The 22,660-nt window shown below is 55.5% G+C and carries 14 protein-coding genes; 4 read left to right on the top strand and 10 right to left on the bottom strand.

The window, feature by feature from the left end; genetic code table 11:
• Positions 1–62: 62 nt before the first annotated feature.
• The gene (gene ssuE / locus MKX51_RS00760) at positions 63–617 is read right to left on the bottom strand and encodes an NADPH-dependent FMN reductase (protein ID WP_340945038.1); all 555 of its coding nucleotides are present in this window, start codon (positions 615–617) and stop codon (positions 63–65) included.
• Between the two features lie 409 nt (positions 618–1,026).
• Here ssuE and serS point away from each other — a divergent pair, with 409 nt between their 5' ends.
• Together serS and MKX51_RS00750 are read left to right on the top strand one after the other, a co-directional pair.
• The gene (gene serS, locus MKX51_RS00755; RefSeq protein ID WP_340990853.1) at positions 1,027–2,307 is read left to right on the top strand and encodes a serine--tRNA ligase; all 1,281 of its coding nucleotides are present in this window, start codon (positions 1,027–1,029) and stop codon (positions 2,305–2,307) included.
• Between the two features lie 708 nt (positions 2,308–3,015).
• Positions 3,016–8,139, top strand: coding sequence for an S-layer homology domain-containing protein (locus tag MKX51_RS00750; RefSeq protein WP_340990852.1), 5,124 nt, complete (start codon positions 3,016–3,018; stop codon positions 8,137–8,139).
• A gap of 187 nt (positions 8,140–8,326) precedes the next feature.
• Here MKX51_RS00750 and MKX51_RS00745 read toward each other — a convergent pair whose 3' ends face one another.
• Together MKX51_RS00745 and MKX51_RS00740 are read right to left on the bottom strand one after the other, a co-directional pair.
• The gene (locus MKX51_RS00745) at positions 8,327–9,496 is read right to left on the bottom strand and encodes a DUF4179 domain-containing protein (protein WP_340990851.1); all 1,170 of its coding nucleotides are present in this window, start codon (positions 9,494–9,496) and stop codon (positions 8,327–8,329) included.
• Positions 9,483–10,088 carry a sigma-70 family RNA polymerase sigma factor gene (locus tag MKX51_RS00740; protein ID WP_083685774.1) on the bottom strand — a complete coding sequence of 202 codons (606 nt, stop codon included), beginning with the start codon at positions 10,086–10,088 and terminating at the stop codon, positions 9,483–9,485. Before MKX51_RS00740 ends, MKX51_RS00745 begins: the two co-directional genes overlap by 14 nt.
• Before the next feature lie 169 nt (positions 10,089–10,257).
• Between MKX51_RS00740 and MKX51_RS00735 the strand changes: the two genes are divergently transcribed.
• Together MKX51_RS00735 and MKX51_RS00730 are read left to right on the top strand one after the other, a co-directional pair.
• Positions 10,258–11,163 (top strand): ArsR/SmtB family transcription factor, encoded by a 906-nt coding sequence (locus tag MKX51_RS00735; RefSeq protein WP_340990850.1) that lies wholly within the window; start codon positions 10,258–10,260, stop codon positions 11,161–11,163.
• A 5-nt stretch (positions 11,164–11,168) separates the two neighbouring features.
• The gene (locus tag MKX51_RS00730; protein WP_340990849.1) at positions 11,169–12,440 is read left to right on the top strand and encodes an MFS transporter; all 1,272 of its coding nucleotides are present in this window, start codon (positions 11,169–11,171) and stop codon (positions 12,438–12,440) included.
• Between the two features lie 1,096 nt (positions 12,441–13,536).
• Here the strand turns inward: MKX51_RS00730 and MKX51_RS00725 are convergent.
• The 7 genes from MKX51_RS00725 to MKX51_RS00695 all read right to left on the bottom strand — a co-directional run bounded on the left by MKX51_RS00725 (position 13,537) and on the right by MKX51_RS00695 (position 22,544).
• The gene (locus MKX51_RS00725) at positions 13,537–14,172 is read right to left on the bottom strand and encodes a histidine phosphatase family protein (protein ID WP_340990848.1); all 636 of its coding nucleotides are present in this window, start codon (positions 14,170–14,172) and stop codon (positions 13,537–13,539) included.
• A gap of 38 nt (positions 14,173–14,210) precedes the next feature.
• Positions 14,211–15,014, bottom strand: a complete 804-nt coding sequence (locus tag MKX51_RS00720) for an aminoglycoside N(3)-acetyltransferase (protein WP_340990847.1) — start codon at positions 15,012–15,014, stop codon at positions 14,211–14,213.
• A 290-nt stretch (positions 15,015–15,304) separates the two neighbouring features.
• The gene (locus MKX51_RS00715; protein WP_340990846.1) at positions 15,305–16,888 is read right to left on the bottom strand and encodes a response regulator transcription factor; all 1,584 of its coding nucleotides are present in this window, start codon (positions 16,886–16,888) and stop codon (positions 15,305–15,307) included.
• Positions 16,885–18,780 carry a cache domain-containing sensor histidine kinase gene (locus MKX51_RS00710; protein ID WP_340990845.1) on the bottom strand — a complete coding sequence of 632 codons (1,896 nt, stop codon included), beginning with the start codon at positions 18,778–18,780 and terminating at the stop codon, positions 16,885–16,887. Before MKX51_RS00710 ends, MKX51_RS00715 begins: the two co-directional genes overlap by 4 nt.
• Positions 18,781–18,846: 66 nt before the next feature.
• Complete coding sequence (locus MKX51_RS00705; protein WP_340990844.1) at positions 18,847–20,547, bottom strand: extracellular solute-binding protein; 1,701 nt, start codon at positions 20,545–20,547, stop codon at positions 18,847–18,849.
• Between the two features lie 98 nt (positions 20,548–20,645).
• Positions 20,646–21,536, bottom strand: a complete 891-nt coding sequence (locus MKX51_RS00700) for a carbohydrate ABC transporter permease (RefSeq protein WP_340945063.1) — start codon at positions 21,534–21,536, stop codon at positions 20,646–20,648.
• Between the two features lie 18 nt (positions 21,537–21,554).
• Positions 21,555–22,544 carry an ABC transporter permease gene (locus MKX51_RS00695; protein WP_340945064.1) on the bottom strand — a complete coding sequence of 330 codons (990 nt, stop codon included), beginning with the start codon at positions 22,542–22,544 and terminating at the stop codon, positions 21,555–21,557.
• Positions 22,545–22,660 lie beyond the last annotated feature (116 nt).

The raw sequence follows: 22,660 nt of genomic DNA, 5'->3' as shown, positions 1-22,660 counted from the left end.
AGGCACTAAACTCCCGCTACCGGGTGGTTTAGTGCCTTTTATTGGTTCGGACCGGGTACGGCTTATTGCCCTGCCTTACGTGCCACCTTATGCTCCGTCTCCTCTGCCAGCTCCTCCAGTACGCTGTCCAGACGCAGCTTCAGCTCTTCGGCCAGCTCAACTACGCCCTGGTCGTTACGCACCGCCTGCGAGTCTACGGCGTAGACGCCGCCAAGAATGTAGCGGGCACCCAGCACGGACAGTACCGGCTTCAGCGCATAGTCAATCGCCAGCAGATGCGCGAGGCTTCCGCCCATGAAGAGCGGCAGCACGATTTTGCCGGCCAGCCCTTTTTGCGGCACCAGATCCAGGAAGGTCTTCAGCACTCCGGTATAGGAGGCCTTATACACCGGGCTAACTACGATGACCGCATCGGCTTCCGCCACGAGCCCGTTCGCCTTGACGATGGCTTCGCTCTCGAATTTGGTATGGATCAGATCCTCCGCGGGCAGCTCCGCCACATTGATCCGCTCCACTTCAAATCCGCGCTCCCGCAGGTCATTCTCTGCATACTCAATCACGGCATTGATCCGTGAGACCAGCGAGGGTGTTCCGTTAATTACGACTATTTTGGCCATTTCCGCACCTCTTCCGTCCGCATGATAGGATAAACCGGGCTGCTTCGCCGGGCATCAATACTTTAAATTAGTAATAATCCTAGCAGAGTACAAGGAATATTGTCAAACCCCTCTTATGCTTGCAAACCGCTGCCGCTCTGGTTATAATAAGCGGCAAACCTATATCCCGACCAGGCCAACGACCGGCATCCAACCGCGAGGCGTCTGCGACCGGAGCAGCTTCCTGTTCCCTAAGTTTACCGGGTTTCGCCCGTTACCGCGAAGACCAAAGAGGGCCTGATTCCGCGCGCTGCATAGCAGCTGTACGCGAATGAGGTCAACCTGGGTGGCACCGCGAGCTGACGCTCCTCGTCCCATGGATGAGGGCGTTTTTTGCGTTTTTTTACCCACACTTAAGGAGCGGATGCAGATGCTGGATATGAACTGGATCAGGGAGAATGAGGACATTGTACGGAAGACAGCCGAGTGGAAAAGATTGAAGTTCCCCCTGGAGGAACTTCTGGAGTGGGATGACCGGCGGCGGCTGGCCCGCCGGGAGACGGAGCAGCGGCGCGCGGAGCGCAACGCGCTGACGAAGGAGGTCGAGCGCCTGCTGCGCGGGGGCGACGTTTCGGGTGGCGAGCTGGCCAAGGAGCAGGTGCGGGTGATCAACGGCCAGCTGACTCTGCTGGAGGCGGAGCTTGCGGAAGCGGAGCAGCGCTGCGGCGAGCTGCTGCTGGAAGCGCCGAATCCCGTGTCGGCGGATACGCCGATCGGGCCGGATGAGCGCGCGAATGTGGAGCTGCGGCGGCATGGCGCGCTGCCGGTCTTCGGGTTCCGCGCGCGGGACCATGTCGAGCTCGGAGAGCTGCACGACATCATCGACCTTCCGCGCGGCGTCAAAGCCGGAGGGCCCCGCAGCTATGTGCTGAAGGGGGCCGGGCTGCTGCTGCATCTTGCCGTGCAGCGGCTGGCCCTCGATGTGCTGATGCAGCGCGGCTTCACCGCGCTGGATGTGCCCGTGATCGTCCGGCCGGAGGCGCTGGAGCGGACCGGCTTCTTCCCCGGCGGCATGGATCAGACCTACGAGCTGACGGGCGAGAAGCGCTGGCTGGCCGGGACCTCGGAGGTATCGCTGGTCTCGCTGTACAGCGATGAGATTCTGGAGCTGGATCAGCCGCTGCGGCTGGCCGGGATGTCGGCCTGCTTCCGCCGCGAGGTCGGCTCGGCCGGGCGCGATGTGCGCGGGCTGTACCGGGTCCACCAGTTCTCGAAGATCGAGCAGGTGGTCATGTGCAAGAACGATCCGGCAGAATCGGAGCAGATGCTCCAGGAGATTCTCGGCAATGCCGAGCATATTCTCCAGCTGCTGGAGCTGCCCTACCGGGTAGTCGCCGTCTGTAGCGGAGACATGGCGATGAAGACCCACAAGCAGTATGACATCGAGACCTGGATGCCGGGCAGAGAAGCCTACGGGGAGACCCACTCGGCTTCCAATCTGCTCGACTTCCAGGCCCGCCGCTCGGGCATCCGCTACCGTGATGAAGACGGGCGGCTGCAATACTGCCATACCTTGAACAACACAGCGGTCGCCACGCCGCGCATTCTGATTCCGCTGCTGGAGAATCACCAGCAGGAGGACGGATCGATCTACATCCCGCAGGCGCTGCGCCAGTATATGGGCGGGGCGGAGCGGATTGAACTCAAGTAACCTCACCTTAACCACCACCGGCTACTCATCCGCCCACTTCTGGGGGCATTCGGGGGGCATTCGGGGGGCATTCGGGGGACATTCAGGGGCAATACTGCCCCTGATTTTTGCCCTTACCTGAGCTTCACCCGTCCTACGCACCCTCCCGCTAACAAATTGTAAGTGGTTTTTCGCATACATTCACCCGCTCGCCCCCGCACAGCCCCATTGTATACTGTTTTTCGCCTACATTCGCCCGCTCGACCTCGCACAGCTCCGTTGTATACTGTTTTCCGCATACATCCAGGCCGCTCGCCTCCGCACAGCCCCATTGTATACTATTTTCCGCATACATTCGGTCCGTTCACCCCCGCACAGGCCCATTGTATATTGTTTTTCACATATATCCGGCCCACTTGCCCCGCATCCTCCCGCTAGCACATTATTATCGGTTTTTAGCGCACCGAAGGCGTTGAGGGGAAAGTGGAACAGCGTTCCCCCACACTCAGGAGAGGAACGCTGTTTTAGCATATAAATAACATGTAGTTTACATGATTTTCAGAAAACATAACGAATTTCGTATAAACATAGTAAAGTTTTATATATTTCATGCATTTCCAACCATGGATTTATGCAAGTTTAACAAATATTGCCGAAAAATTGCGCTAGATTCATATTATCTCTATTATAATAGAGTACGAATGATATTTTATGGGGAGGTATACTCACATGAAACTTTCTTCACAATGCAGGAAGCCGCTCAGTCTATTCCTGGCGGTAGCATTGCTATTAACCGGGATGTTCCCGGCATTATCAGGAGGCTCAGGGACGGCCTCAGCAGAGCCGATTATAGCAGCCGACACTGCTGTAGCGACCCAAGCGCCCCCCGTTACTGCATCTCCCGCTTCGGGTACTAAGATTGGCACAGGCTCAACCATTACGCTAAGCACCCCGGTAACGGCAAGTGTGTATTACAGTGTCTACGCTAACAAGAGTGCAACCCCAGAAGTGGCAGACCAATTGTATACTGCCCCAATCATCGTTCATTCCGGTATTACCTCGCTTAAGATTACAGCCTATGCCTTATTACCCGATTCTGAGAAAGGTCCAACCTCCACTTTTGAATACAGCGTCGCCCCTGCACTGGCAGGTCTGAAGATTAACCAGATTCAGGGCGCTGGACATACCTCCCCTTACGCGGACAAAGTGGTCACCGATATCAAGGGAATTGTTACCTACATCAAGGATGCGGACAGCTTCTACATTCAGTCTGCAGCCGCTGATATGGATACGGATATCAAGACCTCAGAGGCCATCCAAATCTATCAAAAAGGAAAAAGCAGCGCCGTTAAACCAGGCGATGCTGTAACGGTAGACGGAGTAGTCAAGGAATTCGGCCGCTCTGGGCAGTTATCCACTACACAGATCACTGCCACCCAGACAACGGTTATCAGCAGCGGTAATCCGCTTCCGGCCCCAACCCTGCTGGGCACTGGCGGGCGCCTCATCCCAACAGCCGTGATCGATGATGATGGTCTGAATCCGGCCAAGTTCGAGCCGGCCACCGATGCCATAGACTTCTATGAGAGTCTGGAAGGCATGCGGCTGGAGATTGCCAAGCCAACCACTGTGGGCCCGGCAGTCTACTATGCTTCCAGCAGTACTTTTGAAATCCCAGTGGTGACCGTCAACGGTACGGGCAACACGACTGAAGTGACTTCCCCTGCCGGCGGGCTGGTACTGACGGGTGCCGACTTTAACCCGCAGCGCCTCATACTCTCTGTGAAGACCGCTCCGGTACTCACTACAGGCCAACAATTCCTGGGCAATGTCACCGGTATTCTGACCTATGATTACGGCAAATTCCTGATTTCTACGGAAACAGACGGCCTGCCGGATGTCTCCCCAAGCAAGCTGAAGAGAGAAGTGACTTCGCTCTCCCCGGGAGATGCGGATAAGCTGAATATCGCTTCTTTTAACATTGAGAACTTCTCCCAGCATAATGATCCCGCCAAAATCGCCAATGTCGCCAAAGATATCGTGGTCAATCTCAAAACACCCGATATTATCGGCCTGACAGAAGTGCAGGATAATGATGGAACCGGCAAAGTCGGAACGGATGCCAGCGAGAGCTACACAGCGCTAATTGCTGCCATTGCAGCTGTTGACGGCGGTGCATCTAACTATCGTTACACGGATATCGCACCGCTGAACAACCAGGATGGCGGCGTTCCGGACGGCAATATCCGCTCCGGCTTCCTGTACAATATGAACCGCGTCTCGCTGAAGCAAGGCACACCTGGTAATGCTACTGACGCTGTAAGCTATACCGCCGGTTCCGGCCTCAGCCTGAATCCGGGCCGCATTGATCCCGGCAATGAAGCCTTCAAGGAGTCGCGCAAGCCGCTGGCTGCCGAGTTCATCTTCGGAGGCAAAGAAATCATCGTGATTGCCAATCACTTCAACTCCAAGAGCAGTGACAACTATCTGTTCGGTTCCGTACAACCTCCGGTCTTCTCGACTGAAGTTCAGCGGGCCAAGATCGCCAAGGTGGTAGGCAGCTTCGCTGAGGATGTGCTTCAGAAGAACCCGGCGGCAAATCTTGTCGTGCTCGGCGATCTGAATGACTTCCAGTTCTCAGACACGCTGAATATCCTCAAGGGCAGCGCACTTACGAATCTTGTAAATACCCTGCCGCTGAATGAACGGTATTCCTACAACTTCCAGGGCAACTCCCAGACGCTGGATCATATCCTCGTCAATAACCGGCTGGCTTCTGCCAGCAAGCTTGATATCGTGCATATTAATGCCGATTACGCAGATCCGGGAGATTATCCGCAAGGTACTGTATCTGATGCAGACGGCATCCGGATCAGTGACCATGATCCGCTGCTCGCACAGATTGACTTCGGCGGGGCAGATTTCAATCTGCGCGTCCTGCATACGAACGATACCCATAGCCATCTGGAGAATATCACCAAGCGGACCTCTGCCATCAGCAGCGAACGGACAGGCAATACGGTGCTGCTGGATGCGGGTGACGTCTTCTCCGGAACTCTGTATTTCAACCAGTTCAAGGGTCAGGCAGACATCAAGTTCATGAATCATATCGGTTATGATGCGATGACCTTCGGCAATCATGAGTTTGATATGAATAAGGAGAATCCGGAGATTCTGCGGAATTTCGTGACGGCAGCCAAGTTCCCTTTTGCCAGCTCCAATATTGATTTCACTACGAAGAACAGTGAGCTTGCCGATCTGTATCATGAGATGACTGGTATTCTGGAGACCGATGAGTCCAAAAGTACCGCCAAAGACGGTCATATCTATCCTTCCGTCATCAAGGACGTATATGGAGAGAAGATCGGAGTCTTCGGCTTGACGACTGAGGATACTGTAGGCCTCGCATCTCCCGGTGACAAGATTATTTTCAAAGATCATATAGAAAGCGCGAAGCGGACCGTCCAGGCGCTTGAAGCCCAGGGTATCAACAAGATTATCGCCGTCACCCATCTGGGGTACACCGTGGATCAGGAGCTGGCCAAGGCCGTTCCGGGGATCGACATCATTGTCGGCGGACATTCCCACACGAAGATCGACAACCCGCCAACTCCTGTGGTGATTGCAGGGACGGACAAGAAGGTCCTGATTGTACAGACCGGCGAGTACAGCCAGTTCCTCGGTGAGCTTGACGTTACCTTCGATAAGAACGGTGAGGTTAAGGCATACCAAGGTAAATTGCTGGATGTTAACCTGTTCGGTGAAGATGCTGCTGCCAAAAAAATTCTTGCCCCATACGATGCCGAACTAGAAACGGTTCGAAGCCAGGTGGTAGGTTACTCGAACGTTGACCTCTACACCAACCGCGACATTGACGGGAAATCCGTCCGCGTAGTGCGTAAGGAAGAGACGCCAATCGGCAACATGATTGCTGACAGTATTGCGGAGAAAGTAACCGAGCTAATGCCTAACTTCGTCTCCAAGGAGGACCAGAGTACGATCAAAGGGGTCGTCGCCATCCAGAACGGCGGTGGCATTCGTGCAGCAATTGACAAGGGCGATATTACGATGGGTGAGGTGTTGACCACACTCCCATTCAATAACAGTCTGGCAGCCCTGAAGGTCACCGGCGCAGAAATTATCTCCTCCCTGGAGAACGCAGTCAGCGGCCTGGAATCCGACCAGGGACGTTTCGCCCATGTCTCGGGGATGAAATACACATATGACTCTACCAAGAAGCCGGAGATTATAGATTCATTAACCGGCAAGGTCACGCAAGCGGGAGAACGCATAATCTCCGTTGAAATCAAACAGGCAGACGGGTCTTACCTGCCGATTGATCCGGCAGGCTATTATATTCTGTCTACGAATTCCTTCATGGCAGGCGGCGGGGATTTCTACCGTGCACTGGCCTCAGCCAAGGCAGACGGACGTTATTACGAGCTGGGTCTTCCCGACTTCGAAGTTCTGCTGGCCTATCTGAAGAAACACCTTCAGGTGACCTCCAGCGTTGAAGGACGGATCACCGATCTGAAGGGTGCCGCTCCAAACCCAAGTCCGACTACAACACCAGCACCAACCACCAATCCGGGCGGATCTAATCCGGGAGGCTCCGGAGGAGTGACGCCTACAGCAACGCCTGCACCAAGTCCGACTCCGGCTTCAAGTGCAGCAGCGCCGCAGATTACCACGTTTACAGCAGCGGAGCTTACCGCTCAGTTTGCAGCCTTGCCTGCCGGTACTAATGAGCTGAAGCTCCCGCTCACGGCTTCAGCAGGCGGCGCCCAGGCTGTGCTTCCAGGCAGCGTGCTAGTGCAGCAGGCGGCGGCACATCCGAACACAGTGTTGACCTTCACCTCTACCGGCGGCGCTTCCTATTCCCTGCCGCTGGGTCTTATTAACGGAACGGCTCTGGCTGCCCAGCTTGGCACTAGTGAATTCACGGTTACCGTCTCTCTGCTTCAGGCGGGTAACGCTATACTTGACAGCCTGAACAAGGCTATCGCAGTGCATGCCGGCAGTGTTACTGTGGCGGCGCCCGTGATTGAATTCAGCATCACTGCCCAGGCCGGCGGCAAGAGCGTACCTCTGAACAGCTTCGGCAGCACTTATGTGAAGCGGACCCTCACGGCCACAGGGGCACTTGATGCCAAGGGTGCGACCGGTGTCGCCTTTGACCCGGCCACAGGCAAGCTATCCTTCGTGCCTTCGGTCTTTGGTAATCCGGCAGAGGGGCATACGGAAGTAACGATTAAGCGCAACAGCAACAGCTATTATACTGTGGTGAAGTCGTCCAAGACCTTCGGTGACACTACCGGGCACTGGGCACAATCCGCCATTGAACTGCTGGCCTCGAAGCTGGTGATTACCGGCACCAGCGCCGCCGCTTTCTCGCCTGCCCAGTCCATAACACGGGCAGAGTTCGCGGCACTGATTACCCGTTCCCTGGGCCTTGCCCCGGCAGCAACAGGAACGTCCTTCAGTGACGTCCGTGCTGGAGCATGGTACACGGATGCCGTACAGACAGCCTCAGCCGCAGGTCTGATTACCGGATATACGGATGGCAGCTTCAAGCCGGGCAGTCCAATTACCCGGCAGGAGATGGCAGCCGTCCTGTCCAAAGCCATGAAATACACCGGCAAGACCCTGACGGCCGATCCGGCTGTACTGGCTAAATTCCGCGATGCCTCAAGCATCCCGGCCTGGTCCAGAGCAGCGGTAGCAGAGATCGCCGCCGCAGGCATCATCCAGGGTACCCCTGATGGTGCGTTCGCTCCGGCGAAGCTGGCTACCCGTGCGGAAGCGGCTACGATGCTGGAGAAGACCTTGAAGTCGCTGCAATTCATTAACTAACGCACGCACGCTACAGCGTTATACGAGGTTTAAATCAGTAAAGGCGGTTCCCAAGGCGCATGATGCGCTGCGGGAACCGCCTTTTTTGATAGATAAGAATTTTTATGTTTTGGGGTCCCCGCAAAGTACCTGAGTCATCTTCGAAGCTGGAACTCCACTTTGTGGGGTTATTTTGTGAAGCATAAGATTACTTCTCCGTTATCGGCAATGGTACTGGTACTGGTACTGGCACTGGCACTGATACCGGCACAGTCACTTCGAATTCGGGGATATACTCCTTCTCCCGCACTCCGTCCTTGTTGATGGACAGTGTACGGAAGGGCTTGACCGTGAGCCGTCCGCCCGGATGCACCAGCGGTTCGAATAGGGCTGCTGACAGCAGAGCAGTTCCTCCCGAGGCACTCCAGCCGGTACCCCCGTTAATCTCCTGCAATACGTTGCCCTCATCATCTATAAGATCATAGCCCAAGAAGTCCTTCACTGCATCGACGGGCTGCCCCGCAGGCCGTTCAATCCGTGTGGTGAGTCTTGTAGTAATCGGCGTAAGCTCCAGCGTCTCCAGCGTGAAGGTCATGCCGGAGACGCTGCGGACAATGGGCTCCGCAATACTGTTACGATAGGTCTTCTTGACCACAGGCAGCGTGATTTCAAAAGGCTCCGCGATGCCCTGGATATCAACAGCCATCGTCAGATCGAAGGTATCCGGGAAGGCACGCCCGCCCTGATTCTGCAAATCCGTGAACTGAATGATCCTGGAATCGGCATCCTTCCCGCGCAGCAGGAACGGACCAAAGGAACCGCCGCCGGTGCCGCCAAGCGGACCATAGGTGTTAATATCCTCACCGTCCACCGACAGCTTGATATCTGTCATCAGGTCGCTGATATCGCCCTGCTGCAGCTTCTCTACATCCGTATGGCGCTCTATCCCAAGGGTCACGCGAATTCCGTCGTACATCACCTCAGACACCTTGAGCGTTAACCCGCCGTGGGTATCGCTACGCTCCGGTACTGCTGCGAGCCCCTGCTCATCTGCATTCCGCAGCCCCAGATCCCCGGCAAGCCGGAAGATCGAGTTCATCCCCGGTATTTGCTTAATGGATGCCGCCAGCGTAGGAGAGATCCATTCAGTGCTTGCAATCAGCAGGGTAACCAGGAGGACAGCCGCTGCGATCCCCGCACTTTTCCGCAGCATCCGGCCTGTTCTTCTTAGCCTTCTAGGCTCTGCCTTCACGCCTGACAGTCGCCCGCTAAGCGCCCGGCGCATGATGCGTTCCTCCAGATCAATCTGAACCGGGGTCTCCCGGATCATGCGTCCAATCCGTTCCAGTTCGGCTTCCTCCCGTTTAACTTGGTTCATGGGTGATTCTCCCTCCACTATTCTGACGGCGTCCTAGCTTTTTGCGCAGCCGTTCATATTTTTTGCGGACCGTCCCGGCCTTCATGTCCATGATGATCCCGATCTCCTCGAAGCTATGCTCCTCAAGCGCCCGCAGCAGCAGAATCTGCCGCTCCTCCATATTTAACTTCTCAAGCAGACCGTGGACAATCTCTGTATATCTTGTATCTCCGGCCTGCTCTTCCTCCTGGTGTTGATGTTGCCTGTAGAGACTGAGCAGCTTGAAGCTCTTATTCCTGCGCTTAATCCGGTCGAGACAATGGTTGCGCGCAATGGTGTACAGCCAAGCCGAGAAAGAAACTTCCTCCGAATACTGCTGCAGCCGCGTTAGTGCCCTGATAAAAATATCCTGCGCCGCATCCTCAGCCTCTTCCCGGTTTCCCAGTAAGTAGTAGCAGTACAAGTAGATCGGCCGCTGAAAATGTCTAATGATCAGGGTGTATGCCTGTACATCCCCCTGCTGGACTTGCTTTACCGTCTGCTCCACTGCCAGCTTCGGCTCCGCCCCCTGCTCTGTCCGGTTATCCGAACCGCTGATTTCCGCTTTATCCACAGCTTCTCTCTCCTCTCTGCCTGTATAACTGCAAAAGGCTGTGTTTTGTGACAGACCCACCAAAAAGAATCATTTCCCAAACCCAAAAAGTTCGTTTATAATAAAACAAATATAAGTTCTATGTTTGTAGAACAATTATCTCAACTACACCAGAAAGCAGGAATTTCTTATGGATTATAAAGTAACTGTGGACTTCGCGCCTGTCTATGAATGCATTACCAGCCTCAACGCTTTTATCGGCAAGCAAAATCATACGGCTATGGATGCCGGGACCTCCTGGGTCCGCCAGGTTCAGACGCAGTTCGCCCCTGTCATGCTCCAGCGTATGAAGGAGGTGCTCAAGCTCACCGATAATTTCAGTCTCTCCCCCTACATCTGGAGCTGTCCCGGAGAGCGTACGGCGGAGGAGTTCCTGCATTGGTTCGAAGCGCTGTCTCCGGGGGAGCTCTACGACATTGCAGGGCAGTTCGGGCAGAGTGTGCCTGCGAATCTTGCCGGGCTGCGGGATGCTGCGGCTGAAGTGATCCGGGTATGGAATGACAGCTATTTCAGCAGCATTGATCCGGCTATTATAGAAGGGCTGCGGCAGGAGGCCGAAGCACGGGCAGCGATGCTGGACGGCACGAATGATATGGCCATCTACGAGGCAGCCACCGAAGGGATGCGGCTCTATCCGTCGGAGACGCTGAAGCAGGTTATTATCACTCCGCAGTATCATGCCCGTCCGCTGGTCATCTCCTCTCAATATGATGAGTTTGTGTTCACCAGCTACTCCTGCGATGCACTCCCTCCCGGAGAAGGACGTCCTGCTGCCGCGCTCCTGCGGCTTACCCGGGCATTGTCGGATGAGACCCGACTGTTCATTCTCCGGCAGCTTACCGGACGTCAGATGAATTTCACGGAGATTGTGAAGGCAGTCCAGCTGTCCAAAAGCACGATCCACTACCACCTGATCGCTCTGCGCGCAGCAGGTCTGGTCATCGTTCACACCAGCGGCAAAAGTATCTCCTACAGCCTGCGGCTGGAGGCGCTGGACGATCTGCCCGGACATATTGAGGACTATCTGAAGGGGTGAGCGGGTTGCAGAAACGGAGCTATTACGGATTGTTATCCACGGTTTCACTCAGCGCCTTCGGCGATGCCTTTGGGCTGCTGGCCATGGAGTGGCTGGTCTATGACCTGACTGGCTCCAAGGTGGCAATGGGGGCGCTTGCGCTCAGCTCCATGATTCCCGAGCAGGTGCTGCGCCTGCTCGGCTCGCCGCTATCCGACCGGCTGCCCCGCGTGCGGTTCATGGCCTGCCTCGCCGTGCTTCGGCTGCTGGCGCTCCTGCTTCCGCTCGGCATGGGCCTCGCCGGGCATCTCCAGCTCTGGCAGCTGTTCGCTGCTGCCAGCCTGAGCGGCGCCTGCTCCGCGCTGTTCCTGCCGACGGCCATGGCCGTCATCCCCGGCGTTGCCGGGACCGGCAAGCTGATGCGCGCCTTCGCCATCATTGACGGCTGCAAGGGTGCCGCCGCGCTGCTCGGACCGGCCCTTGCCGGCATCCTGACCGCAGCCAGCGGCGCCTTGCCTGCACTCGGGGTCAACGCCGTCTGTTACATAGCTGCGATTGCCATGCTACTGTGGCTGCCCCGGATGGGCAAGCCCGCCGGTCCGCCTGCCGCTGCCGCCTCCAGATCCGGCTATCTGCGGGAGGTGGCCGAAGGCTTCTCATTCTACCGGCGGTTCCCCGCCATGCTGACGATCATGATGATGGCTGCCGTCAGCAATCTTAGCTCCACAGCCATATGGACGATGATGGTCCCTTATGTCCGCGAGGTGCTGCACCGCGATGCGGCGGCTGTAGGCACGCTGTCTACAGCCTCTGCGCTTGGGTATCTCACCGGACTCGGGGTCATCTCTATCTTGGGCGAGATTAAGCAGCGGCGCGCTGTCATGCTGGGCAGCCTGGGCTTGTCAGGCATCGTCACCATGCTGTGGGGCTTCATCCCCAGCTATGCCTTCGCCTTGTTCGCCGTATTCGCTGCCGGACTGATGGGGCCCTTCTTCAGCTCCCTGAGTTCCTCCCTGCACGGGCGGCTCGTGCCCGGCCAGCTTCAGGGCCGGGTCAACTCGGTCCGCTTCCTGATTGGCGGAAGCCTGTCGCCGATTGGTGCCCTGGCAGCCGGTGCGGTCGCCGAGCTGTATGGGGTTCCTGTTCTTTTGCTTGCCGCAGGCCTGCTTCCGGCGCTCTACGCCGGAGTGGCCCTGCGCCTGCCCGGCCTGAAGGCGCTGGACGGCGACCTGTCTGTGCTGGAGCAGCGGGACCGTCAGCGCAGAGAGGCTGCACTGACGGGCAAGATCTCTATGTAGATGGACCTCAAGGAGCTGGCAGCGTTGCATTTCATGCAGGATGTCCGCGCAGGTCGTTCCTATCGAGCTGGATTGTTGCATTTCGTGCAGGATGTCCGCGCAAGCAGCCCCTATCGTGCTCCAGTGTTGCACATTATGCAGGATTTTTTCTAATTTGTTACTGGCTATGGCGCATTGTTGCAACTATTGCAGGATTTCAGGCGATTCGGGGCGAGTGAGAGCCGCAGTGTTGCATTTCGTGCAGGATCTCCGCGCAGGCAGCCCCTATCGTGCTCCAGTGTTGCACAATGTGCAGGATTTTTCTTAATTTGTTACTGGCTGTGGCGCATTGTTGCAACTTTTGCAGGAATTTAGGCGATTCGGGGCGAGTGGGAGCTGGATTGTTGCATTTCGTGCAGGATTTCTGCGCAAGCAGCCCCTATCGTGCTCCAGTGTTGCACAATGTGCAGGATTTTTTCTAATTTGTTACGGGCTGTGGCATATTGTTGCAACATTTGCAGGAATTCGGGCGATTCGGGGCGAGTGGGAGCTGGATTGTTGCATTTCGTGCAGGATTTCTGCGCAAGCAGCCCCTATCGTGCTCCAGTGTTGCACAATGTGCAGGATTTTTTCTAATTTGTTACTGGCTATGGCGCATTGTTGCAACTATTGCAGGATTTCCGGCGATTCGGGGCGAGTGGGAGCTGGATTGTTGCATTTCGTGCAGGATGTCCGCGCAAGCAGCCCCTATCGTGCTCCAGTGTTGCACATTATGCAGGATTTTTTCTAATTTGTTACTGGCTATGACGCATTGTTGCAACTATTGCAGGATTTCCGGCGATTCGGGGCGAGTGGGAGCTGGATTGTTGCATGTCGTGCAGGATGTCCGCGCAAGCAGCCCCTATCGTGCTCCAGTGTTGCATTTCGTGCAGGATCTCCACGCAGGCAGCCCCTATTGAGCTCCAGTGTTGTATTTCATGCAGCATTACCTCTCACTATACACGCCGCACGACGTCATCCACGCCTTACACCGCACCACGCCAAACAGGCGATGCCACATGCGCATCGCCTGTTTATCGTAACTCTACCTGCTGTGCTGCTATCCAGTAACTGCTGCTCAGGACTCCAGCCCGCCCTCACTGGTCACATAATGACTGGTGTCCCCGTGCAGCACAATCTCCGGCACGCCGTCAGTAATATCAATTCTGCAAAGGCAGGTAGGGTGAATGTAGGGCAGATCCCATAGCTTGTCCATAGCCCGGTCTTCAAAATAAGCCATCAACACCTTCACTACTACCGTATGGGTGGCAATAAGGATCGTGCCGCCTTCATGCAGATCTATGAGCTCACGCAGCTTGCTGAGCGCACGCTCCTGCACTGCTGCGAAGGTCTCGCCGCCCTGGATGCTGAACAGCGCCGGGTCCCCCAAAAATAACTGGTGCTGCTCCGGGTACTGCTCCTCCAGCTCACCGGCCTCCTTGCCTTCCCAGATGCCGAGGTTAATCTCTTTGAATTCATCATAGGCGGTAAGCGGGATCTCCCGCCCGCCCCGGATAATCTGTGCCGTCCGCAGCGCCCGGGGGCTGGAGCTGGCATAGACCGCGTCCAGATGGATATCCTGCAGGCTCTTACTCAGCCACTCCGCCTGCTGGACGCCCAGCGGCGTAAGCGGCGAATCCTGATGGCCCTGCATCCGCTTCTGCACATTCCATTCCGTCTGCCCGTGTCTTGTAATATACACCGTAGTAGTCATGAATTCTGATTCCCCTTTACCCAAGTATGTATCGATAATTACCTGCGGCGGTGCTCCAGCCACTTCACCCCATAATCGACAATCTCCCGCTGGGGGACCAGCTGTGCCGCAGAAGCTGCAATGAAGCTCTTGGCAATCCGCCCGGTCTCCTTGTCAAAGTCCGCACCAAGCTCAGCGAAATCATCTGAATTCCAGTTGTAATCACTGAACTCCACCCATTGCCGGACGCCATCCACCAGCATCGGAGCACCTGCGATAACCTCCTGCTTCCCGGCATAATCCGCCCGGTGCTCCGCCAGATGCAGCGAGGTATTGTTCCCATGGTCCACGCCCAGCAGCAGCACGCTTCCTCCCAGCTCATAGATCCGGGCCAGCGGCGACCGCTCTCCGAAGGCATATTCCAGGCCATGGCCGTCAATAATGACATCCCGGTGCTTCCCCCAGGCGGCAAAAGAATCAATCGGATGGCTGCTGCGCCGCACCCCCCGCTGCTTGCGGAAGCAGTCCGGGATAATCCCCATGCCTCTGATAGGAGTGAGGTCAGGGTCGTACGCCGGCATATGCTCCCGGATCTCCGGCCACCAGGCCTCCGGCACTGGCGGTCTGCTCCAGCCTGACGGATCGGTCAGATCCGAGGATTGCGTCGGCATCACCAGCGTTCCCTCCTCGCCCAGCACCTGCTCCAGCGCGAGGATCACGGCAACGGGTCCGCCTGCTACCCACTGCCCGAGTGACTTCAAGGAGGAGTGCAGTAGCAGCGTCATCCCCTCCTGCACACCCAGCCGCCGGAAGTCGGCGGCAAGCCTGTCTACTGTAATCAATGTTCCTTGTACTTCCTCCATTGTAAGTCACCTCCCAGCCGTTCATCTCTCCTATCATAGACCAGAACCGGCGGCCTTGCCAACCGGCCTTATCTTACGCCCGTGGCCCCCCTGCACTTGCACCTGCCGCTACTGCACTTACACCTGCCGCTACTGCACTTGCACCTGCCGCTACTGCACTTGCACCTGCCGCTACTGCACTTGCACCTGCCGCTACTGCACTTACACCTGCTCTTACACCCGCACCTACTCTTGCACCTGCACCTGCACCTGCACCTGCACCTGCACCTGCACCTGCACTTGCTCCCGCCCTAAGACTCCTTATCCTCGGCCTGGCCGGGATAACGCCCCATCAGCAGCTTCGCCCGGAATTCCCCGGGAGAGATGCCCTCCAGCTCCTTGAATACCCGCGCGAACTGCTTGCTGTTCTCGAAGCCGACGGACTCGGAGACGGAGGCCAGCTTGACCCGGTTATCGGCCAGCAGCTCTTTGGCATGGCGGATGCGGACTTTTTTGAGATACAGCACGAAGCTCTCCCCGGTGTAAGCCTTGAACGCTTCACTGAAATATGAATAGTTGAGAGATACATAGTTACTGACCATCGCCATGTTCAGCGGGCGGGCATAATTCGCTTCGATATAAGCCAGCGCTTCCTCCATATCGGCATGCTCCGTGTGGGCGGATTTGATGCCTAGAATATAATCGTTAACGCTCAGGAGCAGATGCTCAAGCGCACGGTAATAGTCGTGGAAATGGCGGAAATTATGCAGGTTGCCCACTTGGCGGTAGAGCTTCAGCACCTCCACCGAAGCTTCGCCGTGCGCACGGAACACCTCATCCAGTACGCGTTCATTCATACTCCGCCCTACATTCTCCAGGTAACTCAGATCCAGCCTCAGCAGATGCTCCGTCTGAAAAACAGCGCTAAGCAGCGCCTTAATCTCCTTCTCCCGCCCGGTCCCCAGCATATTAAGCAGCTTGCGTAGCTCCTCCTCCGGGGAAGGGAAGCTCAGCCGTCCGGCCTGAATATCCGCATAGTCCACGAAGCTGGCCTGCGGCGACAGGAAGGTGTATTCCAGCGCCCGGCAAGCCTCCAGATAACAGGCGCGGAACTGCTCGGCGCTGCGGCTCTCCCTGCTGATTCCGAGCAGCAGCCGCGTTAACTCCTTGGACTCGGCCTTCTTTGCCAGCTCCAGGAAGCTCTCCCCCTCTCCGACCAGCACCAGCTTCCCGTCCCCGTCCGTCAGGATCTCCTTGAATTTATGTTCCAGCGGTCCGTCCAGCTGCTCCAGCAGCCCCTGCACCTCTCCAGGCTTCATACGTGTACCGTCACTGTGATAATAGTTCAGCACCCCTACTGTAAAAGGCAGTGCCAGCCCCGCAAGCTCCTCCTGCTGGGCCGCCGATACCTCGCCCTCCTGCTGCATCAGGAGGCTGCGCAGACGGGCTGCCCGCAGCTCGCGGCGGTAGCCCTCTGCTTCCTGCTGCTGCTTATGGCTGCTGGATTCCCGCTCCGCCCCTTCCTTGGCTATCCGCTCCAGAATCTCGAACAGCTCCTCGCGGCGGATCGGCTTGAGCAGATAATCCTTGACGCGGTAGCGGATTGCGCTTTTGGCATATTCGAAATCATCATGGCCGCTGAGAATAATCACAGCCGGAGCTCCACCCGGCCCTGCTTCCGCAGACAGCCGCGCCAGCAGCGTAATTCCATCCATGATCGGCATCCGGATATCGGTGATAATCACATCCTGCCGCTCCCGCTTGTACTGCTCCAGTGCCTCTGCGCCGTTCCCCGCCAGCAATATATTGTAGACCGACGGATATTCCCGTTCGATCATCGCCTTCAGACCTTGACGGATCATTCTCTCATCATCCACAATCATCAGATTTGTCATCGCTGATTATCCCCTGTCAATAGAACTTTGGGCAGAGACATGTACACTGCTGTCCACTTCCCTGCTTCGCTCTGCACTTCCAGTCCATAGGCTTCCCCGTAAAAGAGCTGCAGGCGCTGATGCACATTGCGCAGCCCGACGCCTCCAGCCTTATATCCACCGCTGCTGATCCCGGAAGCGTCCGCTCCAGGCTCCTCCTTCGCATAGATCGCCTCATGCAGCGCAAGCAGCCGCTCCGGCGTCAGTCCCAGACCATTGTCGCGCACCACAATTAGAATCTCCGTCCCGACCTCCGTCAGATCAATCCGCACCACCCGGTCCGTAAGCTCGACTCCGTCCGCGTTCCAGGCATGCTTCACACTGTTCTCGACAATCGGCTGCAGCGACATCTTAAGCACCTCCACCTCCAGATAAGCGCTGTCAATATCCAGCTCTAACCGGATGGTATGCTCGAACCTGATGTTCATAACCTCCACATAATTCTCAATATGGCGGATCTCGTCCCTCAGCTTCACGTATTCTCCGCTCCACTTGAAATTATAACGCATCATGCCCCCCAGCCGGGTCAATGCATCTGAGATCGTCCGCTGGTTCTCGATTTCCGCCAGCATTTTGATATTCTCCAGCGTATTGTAGAGGAAGTGGGCATCGATCTGATTATGCAGGGTGCGCAGCTCCGCCTCTTTGGATAGCGCCTGCTTATGAACTGCCTGGGCAACCAGCGTATTAATCGTATTCATGAGCTTGGAGAAATGATGCGCCAGCTCCCCGACCTCGCCGCCCCCGCTGATGCGGATGCTGCCATACGGCTCGCCCCGGCGCACTTTCTTCATCGTGTCCGTCAGACGGCGGAGATTCTTCAGAATGAAGGCATTCATCACATACGTAATGACGGTAACCAGGAACAGGAAGCCGATATTCGCCCCTACAATCAGGTTACGGGTATGCGAAATATCCTTCATTAACCCCTTCATCGAGACCACCGTTACCAGCGAGGCGTCAATCTGCTCCAGCGGGGTCTGAATGAGCAGGAAGGAATTGCCGTTCTCCTGGTAATCCATCGCCCATTCCCCGGTCTTACGATAATCGGCCAGCCGTTCCTTTACCGCTTCAGCTAGTCCCGGATTCTCCTGCAAAAAAGAGTGATCCGTCCTGGAGAACAGGTTCAGCTCCTCATCGGCGATCATCATCTGCGATTCATTGTCCTGCACAGTGGTGAACGCCTTCGGCGCGAACTTGCTCAGCAGCATATCGACCTGGACCATCCCGACATGGTGCCCGGCAGGAATACTGATCTCCTTCAGCAGCGAGACCTTGGCCGGACCCGCCTCCACTTCCCCCGAGTAGCGCTTCATAAGGTCGGGATCTCTCTTCTGAAAGGACCAATAATAGCCTCCTTCCAACTGCAGCGCCTTCTGAAACCACGGCTCCCTGGATACCCGGTCCTCCCGAAAGATGACCGGCCACAGCTCATGTACATTGCTGCTGCCGGAGAACAGCCGCAGATGCTCGATATTCGGATTGTTAAACTGCATCTGACTCAAGCTCACATAGGTGGTCGTATTGAAATCGATCAGCTCGCCCAGCGGGGGATCGTCCTCGCTGACCAGATAGCTCTCCACCCCTTTATCCGAGGAAGCCATCTGGGCGACCCGCTCCATCGCTTCAATCTGGTTCAGCACATACAGCTTCTCCATCTGAAGGAGATAGCTGTTCTTCTCAATGGAATCCCGCTTATAAGTATTATTGATCGCTCTGTACGAATAGAGGGACACCAGCAGGCTGGGTCCCAGAATAATGAAGATATATGCAGCAATCAGCCGGCTCTGCAGTGATCTCCGCCCCCACCAATAGCGGAAGGAATTCCATAATGCCCCTGTTCGTTCGCGCATGCTCACCTCTTGAAAATAGCCCAAAAGCCCGCAGTCTGCGGGCCAATGGGTCTTATATTTTAAAACTTACATTCCGAGTTTCTTTTTGTTCTCTTCATATTTCGTCTGGCGGTAGGCATCGAAGGTCGCCTGGCCGTCCTTTTCTTTCTTGGCGAGATAATCGCTCCAGATCTTATCGAAGTCTGCATCGGAATCCGCCATCAGCAGCTTCGGCATGGTTTTGCCGCGAAGCTGTTTCAGCTTGGTCGCGATAATGCCTTCCGGCGAGTTGCCGGTAGGGTCAATCAATTGGAATTCGGAGGTATTGACCGATTTGCCCTTCGTCCAGTCTTCCAGTTGTTTGTATGGCTCTACAGATTCCGGCTTCCATTGATCGGTAATATTGGTGTTCTGCATCATCCAGAAGGTGAAGGATGAACCGTACTGCTTATCGAAGGCTCCGCGGTCGGTGTTCATCAGCTTCAGCGCCTCAGGCAGGAATTGATCCTTGCCGTCAATTGTATCATAGCTGACCCCTTTTTCGCCCAGATAAAGATCCTTGTTGCCTTCCTCACTGTTCAGATAGCTGAGGAATTTAATCGCACGCGCTTTATCCTTCACATTCTTGGAGATCAGGGTCACCGTCCAGCCGGAGATCCCAGGGCCGTTCAGTGCAGGCGGGTCCATCTTGGTGTTGGCCGGTCCGTCTACTGCAATGTACACTTGATCAGGGTTTTTCTGGAAAATTGTACCGAGCTGCGAAGCAAAATCTGTACGCTGATAGAGCATTGCGAAGTAGCGTCCCTGTACGATTTTTTCTTCCATTTGCGCACGCTTGTCAATGAAGATATCCTTTGCCAAGAGTCCGTCCTGGTTTGCCTGGCGGAGGGTCTTCATCCAGCGAACATACTCAGGATCAGTCTCACGGTCATAGACCTTGCCGTCTTTTTCCCAAGGGATGTTCAGGAAGTTCTGAATGTAGCCTTCCAGCGAGTCGTTGCCGTTCTCGGTGAACTCATGCAGACCGAGCGGAATCAGCGGCTGGCCGTTCACCTGAGGGAATTTCTCCTGCGCCGCTTTCAGCGCGGCGAGGAAGCCTTCAGGTGTACGCATATCCGGGCTGCCGATGGCTTCATAGATGTCCTTGCGGACAGCAAAGGTCTGGTTGGATACATAGGTGTCGCCGTATTGCTTATAATCGGCCGGAGAGGACGAAGAGTTCGGGTAGCCGTAGACATTGCCGTCCGGCTGAGTATACCAGCCCAGCTTATCCTTATCCGATACCTTGTAGAAGTAAGGGTCATATTCATCCGCCAGCTTGTTCAGCGGAAGTACAAGATCGCCTTCCACCATTTTTTTAATCGCATCTTCCCAGTAGCCGAGTGTAATGAAGTCCGGCAGCTTGCCGGAAGCCATCAATGTGTTCAGCTTCTCGTTCTCATTGCCCGCCGGAACGATGAAGTTGATATTTACGCCGGTCTTTTTCGTCACATATTGGGAGGTCGGGTCTACACCCCATTTATTCGGGAACCAGGCAAAGTTCAGATACCAGTCAAAAGTAATCGGTGAAGTATCGCTCTTCCAGCCCGGTTCATCGGCCGAAGCCGCAGGTGCCGGTGTTGCGCTGTCTGTTGCAGGTGCAGTTGTAGCCTCCGTGTTCGCCGGCTTATTATTCCCCGTGTTTCCGCCCGCGGCGTTATCCTTGCTGCCACAGCCCGTAACAGAGAAGGCCATCATGAGTCCCAAGAGCAGCAGGACCGTTTTCTTCGGCTTATGTTTCATGCCCATTTGTTTACCCCTTTTCTAGATCATAATATTTATAAGCTCAACCCCGTAGCCCTTCAGACACCCGGGCGTTGGAGGAGTTACCTGTGGCTTGCAGATGCTTAGCCCTTGATCGAACCAATCATCATGCCTTTGACAAAATAACGCTGCAGGAACGGATAGACGAACACGATCGGCAGTGTGGTCACGACCATGGTAGCCAGCTTAATCGACTGTGAGGTGACCGTTCTTGTAGCCGCGCTGCCCTGGACAGCGGTCATCATCGTATTGGAGCTGGACTGGGCCACGACCCGGAACAGATAGGTCTGAATCGGCTGAAGATCCACATTGTTGATATAGATAATGCCTGTAAAATAATCATTCCACTGGTAGACCCCGTGGAACAGGGCGATGGTGGCGATGACCGGCATGGAGACCGGAAGCACAATCCGCAGCAGAATCGACCAGTCGTTAGCCCCGTCAATCCGCGCCGCCTCATCGAGGCCATCCGGTATCTCCCGGAAGAACGTCATGAAGATAATGAGGTCGAAGAAGCTGAACATGACTGGAATGATATACACCAGGAAATTATCGAGCAGATGCAGGTCACGGTTCAGCAGGAAGGTCGGAATCAGCCCGCCGTTGAAGAACAGGGTGATGGTACCGATCAGGATGTAGATTTTGCCGCCGACCAGATCCCTGCGGGATAACGCATACGCCACCATCGCCGTGAAGAATACATGGACGACGACGCCAAGCGCCGTTTTGGCTACGGTAATGGCCATCGCCAGCATAATGCCCGGACTTGCGAAGACCGCCTCGAAGTTCTTCAGTGTAATGATTCGCGGCCACCAGTAGATTCCGCCCAGCATGGCGTCATTGCCGTCATTGAAGGCGTTGACCAGCACATACCAGATCGGATAGAGCGTCAGGAAGCAGACGCAGAGCATGACCAGATTATTGATGATGTCGAAGATGACTTCGCCTTTGGTTCTGCGTTTGAGTGCAAACATAGATAGATCCTCCTTGTTCTAGAACAGCGACGTGTCGTTGATTTTTTTGGATACCTGGTTAGCAATCAGCAGCAGAATCAGTGCAATGACCGCCTTAACCAGAGTGACCGCCGCAGAGTAGGAGAAGCGGTTAGAAACAATACCTGTCTGATAAATATAGTAGTCAATGACGTTAGAAGCACTGTCATTCAGCGAGTTGCGCAGCACCAGAATCTGGTCGAAGTTGGAGCTCAGCACCCCGCTGACCGCGAGAATGAATAGAATGCTGATCGTGCCCCGGACGGACGGCAGCGTGACGAACCACATTTTCTGGAACCGCCCGGCTCCGTCAATCGTCGCCGCCTCATACATCTCCGGAGAGACACCGGCGATCGCCGCCAGATAGATAATCGCTGACCATCCCAGCTCTTTCCAGATGTCGGAGCTAATAATAATGGTCCAGAAGTAGCTTGGCTCTGCCAGATACGTAATCGGCTGGTCAATGATATGCAGCGCCATCAGGATATTATTGACAATCCCTACATCAGCCAGCCAGGTGGCCAGAATCCCGCCAAGCACGACCCAGGAGAGGAAATGCGGCAGATAAGAGATCGTCTGAATCGCCTTCTTATAGCGGAGGGAACGGACCTCATTAAGAAATAAAGCGAATATAATCGGCAGCGGAAATCCGATAATCAGCTTGATCAGACTGATTCCCAGCGTATTGCGTATAACATTGGGCAGCTCGTCGTCGTCGAACAGTTCTCTGAAATGCTGCAGGCCCACCCATGGGGCTTCGGCAATCGACTTGACGATGTTATATTCCTTGAAGGAAATAATCAAGCCATAAATCGGGATGTAGTTGAAGATGATCATCCAGACTACACCGAGCAGGGCCATGGTCTGCAGATGACGCTGGGCTACAAACTTCCTCCAGAGTGAATGTTTACGACCTGAACCGGTTTCGATTGACGCCGGAATAAGCGGCGCCATGGCCGGATCCGGCTTGGTGTTTCGTTTGTTCTCCATCGTATGGACCTCCAAAATACCTATCTTTATTGTGAAGCGTTTTCATCTCTATGTATGTATTGTATGCGTTTTAGATACCCGGTAAAAGGCCTCATATTTCGTATTTAGGGGCTCAT

It is taken from the genome of Paenibacillus sp. FSL M7-0420 (assembly GCF_038002345.1).
GTDB lineage: Bacteria > Bacillota > Bacilli > Paenibacillales > Paenibacillaceae > Paenibacillus_AQ.
Note: the sequence above shows the minus strand (reverse complement) of the source record. Positions and strands in the feature narration are given on the sequence as shown.